The following is a 6,578-nucleotide window of genomic DNA, read 5'->3' on the forward strand; positions in this document are numbered from 1 at the left end:
AATTTAAATCTATAGATTGTAGAATCTGTAGATATGGACGCTCACTTAGTGAGTTGACCACTGCGGAGTGGTAGTTCAGTTGGTTAGAATACCGGCCTGTCACGCCGGGGGTCGCGGGTTCGAGTCCCGTCCACTCCGCCACTTATTTTAGAGAACCTCGCTTTGCGAGGTTTTTCTGAATCTGAAGTATGAGAAAAATCGCTACTTCAGCGAAGATTTTAGGGGTGTAGCTCCAATTGGCAGAGCAGCGGATTCCAAATCCGCGTGTTGGGAGTTCGAATCTCTCCACCCCTGCCATAATCAAGGCTCTAACAGCAATGTTGGGGCCTTTTTTACGTCTGGATTTTATGCGTGTAATTTTGGGGTAATGGGAAAGCGCAGCGGATGCAAAAATAGAGATATTGTTCGCTCGAATTGCTTTTGCTTTTGTATTGATGTTCGGTATTTCCCAGAATCCCAGAATCCCAGAATCCCAGAATCCCAGAATCCCAGAATCCCAGAATCCCAGAATCCCAGAATCCCAGAATCCCAGAATCCCAGAATCCCAGAATCCCAGAATCCCAGAAAGCAAAAGGCCCCTACGTTTTCGTAGAGGCCTTGTTTGTGTAGACAGAGGTCTTGATGCTATAGAAGTTGCTTGAGTACTCTATCCGCTTTCACGCGAGTTATTTTACGCAGTAACTTTTGAACAGGTTCAGGGTAGTCTTCTATTTTTTCTATATGTTTGTAGCTGCCGATACGTTGGGTATCTTTTAGGATATTTTCAAATTCTTGCTGGAATTGGGCTTCTAATAGAGCTTCCGGATCTCGAACTAATAGGGCGTTTTCTAAATCAAGTTTCCATGCTCTTGGATTTAAATTACTTCCTGTGATTAGCATATTTTTCTTATCGACCCACATCCCTTTTAGATGATAGCTATTGCCGTCATCTTTCCACAAAAGGATATCCAGTTTGCGACTGGCGATATTAGCTTCATTTGCTTTTAAGAATCGGCGTAGGTTCATCTCGTATAGATAGGGAAGTCCACCTACAGTTTTAAATTCTTCTTCTGGATCAATAAAGAAATCGTTAGCTGTTTTATCACCAACAATCACGGTAACTTTCACACCACGTTTTAATGCTTTTTTCAGTTCTCTTGCGACGCTTTTAGGAAAATTGAAATATGGAGTACAGATCTGGATGTCTTCTTTTGCATCTTTAAGAAGTTGAATAATCGCCATGTTCAATAAGTTTCTTCGCTTTCCTACACCCACGATAGGGGTAATAGCAACTTTACCTTGCTCTATTTTTGCAGCATCAAACTTATAGTTAGTTACGGCTAAAGCTGCTCTAAGTTGGCGGATTGCACTTTTTAATGATTTTGTAGAGGGGCGATCTTTAACGGTTAATGAATTTACCGCTGGGTTATTAATTAGTGCATTGGAAATATATTCAGCCATCGCATCGGCAATCGAAGAGCTGGTAATTTGATGGTATCGATCAAAACGATATCTGTCTTTTTGATGTAGATAGATATTATTGATACTTGCGCCACTATAAAGAACCGTATCATCGAAAATAAAGCCTTTAAGATGCAGAACACCAAAAACTTCTTTTCCTCTAACAGGAACGCCAAATACTGGCACAGTATGCGGGTGTGATGCAGCCATTTCAGTATACATCGCGGCATTACCATCAGATGATTCTGCGCCAATTAGACCACGCTGGGCTCTATGCCAGTCGACACAGATTTGAATGTCTAAGCCTGGATTAGCTTGTTTTGCTTTATAGATTTCACCAAACACTTCTTGCCCAGCTTCATCGTCTTCCAAATATAAGGCGGCGATGTAGATGCGCTTCTTTGCTGTTTTGATAAGCTCTAGTAGCTGTGCTTTGAACTCTTTGGCCGAATAAAGAGTTTTAAAGTCTTGTGGGTCAACGGGAACTGCTTGTAGTCCGTCGATGACATTTTTAGCTAAAACCATTATGAGTATAAAGTCCTGTAAAGGGCTGATCTAGCCTGCCATTTTATCAAATTTGAGGCACCAGTGCCTAGATGATTTAGTAAAACAATTGTTCTCAGAAGAGTTAAGCTCGATATTGCATGGCAATCAAGGGCTTTCCACTCTGAATGTAGCGCGTATACAGCTTATTTAATGTTGCAGGAAGTGTATCGACAGCAATATGCTGAAAGCCATGAGCTTCGTATAGAGGTTGAAGGTGTTGATAGGCAAAGCAGTATACGTTGTTATCTAATCGGTGTTTTTGACTATAGGTTAGCAACTGAGAGGCGATGCCTTGATGTCGTGCTTCAGGTATTACCATCATTCCCGTGAGCAACTGCCATTTGTCTATTGTCCGAAAGCGCACAACTCCAGTAATTTTAGTATCTACTTCAGCCACAAGAATGTATTCACCGCCCTTGATTTTTGTCGAAGGGTAGTGAGATTTATATAGCTTTTTTAAAAGTGGAATCCTTATAGGATCCAATTCTTTGATAGTAAGAGTCTTCATTAATTAACTGCGAAAAATTCGATGTTCCAGTATTATAAGGCCAAGCAGTCAATATTACCCTTTGAATCCCCATTTGGGCCTGGACAATTAACTCTATGATACATATTACTTCCCAAGCTGAGCTTTCTTCCTTCCACACTTTCTCTATCAAAAGTTATTGCGATTATCTTGTTGAAGCAAACTCACTGAATGACCTGATTAGTATTTATACTAATCCTGAATGGAAGAGTTTACCAAAACTGCCCATTGGTTCTGGTAGCAATATGTTGTTTACTGAGCACTTTTCTGGGGTGGCAATTTTAAATCGCCTAAAAGGTAAGAAAGTTACAGAGAGCGAAGATCATTTTTTACTTGAGATTGCAGCAGGAGAGGATTGGCCTGAATTAGTTAAGTGGTCTATTGAGAACAACATGCCAGGTCTAGAAAACCTAGCGTTGATTCCTGGATGTGCTGGAACTGCGCCTATTCAGAATATTGGTGCCTATGGCATAGAATTCAAAGATGTTTGTGATTTTGTAGAGTACTTAGATTTAGAGTCATTAACAGTAAAGCGTCTTTCATTTGATTTATGCCAATTTGGTTATAGAGACTCTATCTTCAAGCATGAATTATTTGGCAAAGCCGTTATTACTAAAGTGGGTTTGAAGCTAGCAAAAGATTGGGTTCCGCAAATAGCTTATGGTGCACTTCAGCAACTGATTGAAGGGGATGTTACGGCCAAAAAGATCTTTGATGCAGTATGCGATGTTCGTCGCTCAAAACTACCTGATCCAAACGTTATGGGTAATGCAGGTAGTTTCTTTAAAAATCCGGTGATTCCTAAACAGCAATTTGCAGACCTTAAAAAGTCATACCCCAATATTGTGGGCTATCCAGCAGGCCAAGAAATGAAAGTGGCTGCGGGTTGGCTGATTGATAATGCAGGATTAAAAGGATATAGCCATGGTGGAGCAAGGGTTCATTCTCAGCAAGCATTGGTCATTGTTAATTATAATGAAGCGATAGCTGAAGATGTGTTAGCCGTTGCCTGGCATGTTAGCCAAACCGTATGGCAGAAATATCAAATAGCTTTAGAGCATGAAGTTCGTTTTATGGGAAGTACGCAAGAAACCAATCTTACCCGTATCTATCAGGATAAATGAATGAAAGACTTTAGCTTTAACCTTAAATTAATCCAATTGCTCAGTGGTGGCGAGTTTCATTCTGGTGAGCAACTTGGTGAACAATTTGGCGTTTCCCGAGCTGCAATTGCTCGCCATATAAAATCAATTCAAGATCTTGGTATTGATATTTATAGTGTGAAAGGGAAGGGCTATCGACTAGATCAGCCTCTTGATTTACTCAATCAACAAACACTTATTGAGCAATTAGATACTCCTATTGAAGTCATCCCTATTATTGATTCGACTAATCAGCATATGTTAGGTCAACAAGACCTTGAGTCGGGAAGTGTCTGTGTCGCTGAGTATCAAACACAAGGGCGTGGGCGTCGAGGCCGAGAGTGGGTATCACCATTTGGCTCTAATATTTATTACTCTATGTACTGGCGTCTAGAAGCAGGCCTTCCTGCTGCTATGGGTATCAGTCTTGTTATAGGTTTAGCATTAGTTGATGCACTAGAGCAATTGGGTATCGAAGGCTTAAAGCTAAAGTGGCCCAATGATGTGTATTACAACAATAAAAAATTGGCAGGTATTCTCGTCGAGCTTTCTGGACAGGCAGGGGATGCTGCAAATTTGGTAATTGGTGTTGGGCTTAATGTGTCTATGCCAGAGCATGTTCAAGGAATAGGTCAACCATGGACAAGCTTAAAAGAGATATCTGGCGGTAAGACATTATTGCGTAATGACATTGTTATTGCGTTAACGAAAGCTTTGAAAAGTTCGATTGCTGTTTATGAGCAAGAGAGTCTTAAACCGTTCCTTGCTAAATGGAACCAATACGACAACTTCATAGAGCAACCAATTAAGTTGCTCATGGGTAACCGAGAAATTAAAGGTATTTGCAAGGGCATTAATGCACAAGGTGCCTTGTTACTAGACACCGGGCATGAGATTGAATCATTTATTGGCGGTGAAATCTCAGTGAGATCAGCGTCTTAATTTAATCTGATTGACCTTATGATCAATTGCTTTCTTTAGGATTAAATTCGCTCTTGCTTTGGTCGGCAGTATATTGGCAGTTAAGTTTTTACCATTGATATCACACCATATGGAGCGAGCCTTCTTGATCGCTTCGTCTTCACTTAGTTTTGTATAATGGGCAAAGTAAGAATTAGGCTTCTTAAAAGCACCATCACGAAACTTTAGAAAGCGATTAATATACCATTGCTCAATCATAGAACTATCGGCATCAACATAAATAGAGAAATCTAAAAAGTCAGAGACAAAAACCCGGTGTGATTGATCGGGATAGTCCATACCAGATTGCAGTACATTAAGCCCTTCTAGAATAAGTATATCGGGTCTATCAACGATCTCGACTTCATCGGTAATGTTATAAGTCAGATGTGAGTAGATAGGAGCTTCTACTTTTTCCTTACCACCTTTTACATCTGAGACAAAATCAATCAGCTTTTGAATATCATAAGATTCAGGGAACCCTTTACGGTGCATGATTCCTTTTTCTTGTAATACTTCGTTAGGATACAGAAAACCATCGGTGGTAATTAAGGCTACTTTTGGATGATCGCCCCAGCGCGATAGCAGTGCCTGCATTACACGAGCTGTGGTACTTTTACCTACGGCTACACTTCCGGCAATCCCTACAATAAAGGGGCTATGCTCTCCTTCTTTATGAAGAAAAGTATCCAGTACTCGTTGTCGTCTTTGCTGTGAGCCGGCATGTAGGTTAATTAGCCTAGAAAGCGGAAGATAAATTTCTTCTACTTCTTTAGTGTCAAGATCCTCGTTAATACCTCGAAGTTCTTCGATGTCAGAGTCATTTAACACCATAGGTACTGAAGCTTTTAACTTTGACCATTGCTGTCGATTGAATGTCATATGTGGAGTCATCTGGGTCCTTCCTTTCGTGCACAGCTTCAACATACATGAAGAGACAAATATTTCAATTGTGAGTAGGCAAACGAACACAGATTTAGTTTAACGATGCTGAAAAATTAGTCTTAACTCAATGTAAATGCAAAAAGTGCTACATTTTTGCAAATTCTTATTGCAAGCTTTGAATTCATCCAATAAAATGCGCTCCACTTATGTGCCGACTTAGCTCAGTAGGTAGAGCAACTGACTTGTAATCAGTAGGTCACCAGTTCGATTCCGGTAGTCGGCACCACTTTCTTTATGAAAGCAAAATTTGGAGGGGTTCCCGAGTGGCCAAAGGGATCAGACTGTAAATCTGACGGCTCTGCCTTCGATGGTTCGAATCCATCTCCCTCCACCATTTTCTTAAGGAAATAGCTCTCAGAGTTACGTGTTGCGGGCATCGTATAATGGCTATTACCTCAGCCTTCCAAGCTGATGATGCGGGTTCGATTCCCGCTGCCCGCTCCAATCTATCGCTGCACTGATATAGTTCAGTTGATAGAGCGCACCCTAGTAAGGGTGAGATCGGCGGTTCAATCCGCCTATCAACACCAACTCTCAAGCAATTATTTCCTTATGATATATACTTTACATCCAATTTATTTGGTTGCGTGGTCTACAAAGCCACTTTATAAACCGTACCTAGAGGAACACGCTCGTGTCTAAAGAAAAATTTGAACGTACGAAACCGCACGTAAACGTTGGTACTATCGGCCACGTTGACCACGGTAAAACAACTCTAACAGCTGCTATCTGTACTACTTTGTCAAAAGTATACGGTGGTGAAGCTAAAGATTTCGCATCTATCGATAACGCTCCTGAAGAGCGTGAGCGCGGTATCACAATCGCTACTTCTCACGTAGAGTACGATACTCCTGAACGTCACTACGCACACGTAGATTGTCCTGGACACGCCGATTATGTTAAAAACATGATCACTGGTGCTGCTCAAATGGACGGCGGTATCCTAGTTGTTGCTGCTACAGATGGCCCTATGCCACAAACACGTGAGCACATCCTACTTGGTCGTCAGGTTGGTATTC

At 41.2% G+C, this 6,578-nt stretch carries 6 protein-coding genes and 5 tRNA genes; 8 read left to right on the top strand and 3 right to left on the bottom strand.

The annotated features are described in order from the left end of the window. Positions 1-64 precede the first annotated feature (64 nt). Positions 65-141, top strand: a tRNA-Asp gene (locus tag A9260_RS11355). A 79-nt stretch (positions 142-220) separates the two neighbouring features. Continuing rightward, positions 221-297: transfer RNA gene (locus A9260_RS11360), tRNA-Trp, on the top strand. Between the two features lie 327 nt (positions 298-624). Here the strand turns inward: A9260_RS11360 and pssA are convergent. Beyond that, on the bottom strand, positions 625-1,965 hold the full coding sequence (gene pssA / locus A9260_RS11365; protein ID WP_068699072.1) for a CDP-diacylglycerol--serine O-phosphatidyltransferase: 1,341 nt from the start codon (positions 1,963-1,965) through the stop codon (positions 625-627). 103 nt (positions 1,966-2,068) lie between these two features. Further along, positions 2,069-2,494: a GNAT family N-acetyltransferase gene (locus tag A9260_RS11370; protein WP_068699074.1), complete on the bottom strand. Its 426-nt coding sequence runs from the start codon at positions 2,492-2,494 to the stop codon at positions 2,069-2,071. 98 nt (positions 2,495-2,592) lie between these two features. Here A9260_RS11370 and murB point away from each other — a divergent pair, with 98 nt between their 5' ends. Together murB and birA are read left to right on the top strand one after the other, a co-directional pair. Next, on the top strand, positions 2,593-3,636 hold the full coding sequence (gene murB, locus A9260_RS11375) for a UDP-N-acetylmuramate dehydrogenase (RefSeq protein WP_373604481.1): 1,044 nt from the start codon (positions 2,593-2,595) through the stop codon (positions 3,634-3,636). Then, entirely contained in the window at positions 3,637-4,596 is a 960-nt protein-coding gene (gene birA / locus A9260_RS11380; protein ID WP_068699077.1) for a bifunctional biotin--[acetyl-CoA-carboxylase] ligase/biotin operon repressor BirA, read from the top strand. Here birA and coaA read toward each other — a convergent pair. Next, positions 4,585-5,508 (bottom strand): type I pantothenate kinase, encoded by a 924-nt coding sequence (gene coaA, locus A9260_RS11385; RefSeq protein WP_068699079.1) that lies wholly within the window; start codon positions 5,506-5,508, stop codon positions 4,585-4,587. The genes birA and coaA overlap by 12 nt on opposite strands. Positions 5,509-5,709: 201 nt before the next feature. Between coaA and A9260_RS11390 the strand changes: the two genes are divergently transcribed. The 4 genes from A9260_RS11390 to A9260_RS11410 form a co-directional block, all read left to right on the top strand. Further along, positions 5,710-5,785: transfer RNA gene (locus A9260_RS11390), tRNA-Thr, on the top strand. A 23-nt stretch (positions 5,786-5,808) separates the two neighbouring features. Beyond that, positions 5,809-5,893: transfer RNA gene (locus tag A9260_RS11395), tRNA-Tyr, on the top strand. Positions 5,894-5,928: 35 nt separating this feature from the next. Then, positions 5,929-6,003, top strand: a tRNA-Gly gene (locus A9260_RS11400). A 190-nt stretch (positions 6,004-6,193) separates the two neighbouring features. Further along, positions 6,194-6,578 (top strand): GTP-binding protein (locus A9260_RS11410; RefSeq protein WP_231892593.1); only part of this gene is annotated, 385 nt, incomplete at its 3' end.

It is taken from the genome of Vibrio sp. UCD-FRSSP16_30 (genome assembly GCF_001676025.1).
GTDB lineage: Bacteria > Pseudomonadota > Gammaproteobacteria > Enterobacterales > Vibrionaceae > Vibrio.